Origin of the sequence: Sphingobium sp. PNB (genome assembly GCF_019873065.1) — a bacterium.
GTDB lineage: Bacteria > Pseudomonadota > Alphaproteobacteria > Sphingomonadales > Sphingomonadaceae > Sphingobium > Sphingobium fuliginis.
This window is the reverse complement of the sequence record NZ_JAINEZ010000240.1, coordinates 1-611: the sequence shown is the minus strand read 5'-3', so window position 1 is coordinate 611 and position 611 is coordinate 1. Positions and strand designations below refer to the sequence as shown.

Sequence of the window (611 nt, the reverse complement as noted above, 5' to 3'; positions counted from 1 at the left end):
ACAAGAGCGCATCCACGGCGAACCGCCTGTGACGATGGCTGAGCAGCATCGGCGGGCATGGGAACACAAGCATGGGATCAGGGCATGAACGCGCAGTCATCGATCCTCGCTGGCGATGGCGACGACGCATTCCGTTCATCGGTTGTTGGTGCATCCGAGGTGGCCGCGCTGTTCGACGCCCACCCTTGGCTGACCCATTTCGAGCTTTGGCACCGCAAAAACGGTACGGTCGCCACGCCCGATTTCAGCGGCAACGAGCGCACCGAATGGGGCGTCCGCCTAGAACCCGTCATCATCGAAGCCGCGTGCGATCGCTTCGGCTATGAACCGCTGGAAACGCCCAAGCGCCTCGACAATGGCGCGGGGCTGGGCGGCCACCCTGACAAGCTGGTCATGTGCCCCCGACGCGGCCGCGGCATTCTGGAGGTCAAGACCGCCGACTGGCTGGTTGCCAAGGGCTGGGGTGACGAGCCGCCGCTGAATTATCTGCTCCAGATCATGTCCTACATGGGGCTGGCTGGCTGCGATTGGGGCGACGTTATCGTGCTGGTCGGCGGCAATGAACTGCGGCGGTTCGAATATCAGTTCCGTCCCGTCATCTACGCCGACAT

General features: G+C 63.2%; 1 protein-coding gene. It reads left to right on the top strand.

Annotated elements, in window-relative coordinates; genetic code table 11:
- Positions 1 to 84: 84 nt before the first annotated feature.
- The coding region (locus tag K7W03_RS27630) for a YqaJ viral recombinase family protein (RefSeq protein WP_222888164.1) at positions 85 to 611 on the top strand (527 nt) is incomplete at its 3' end.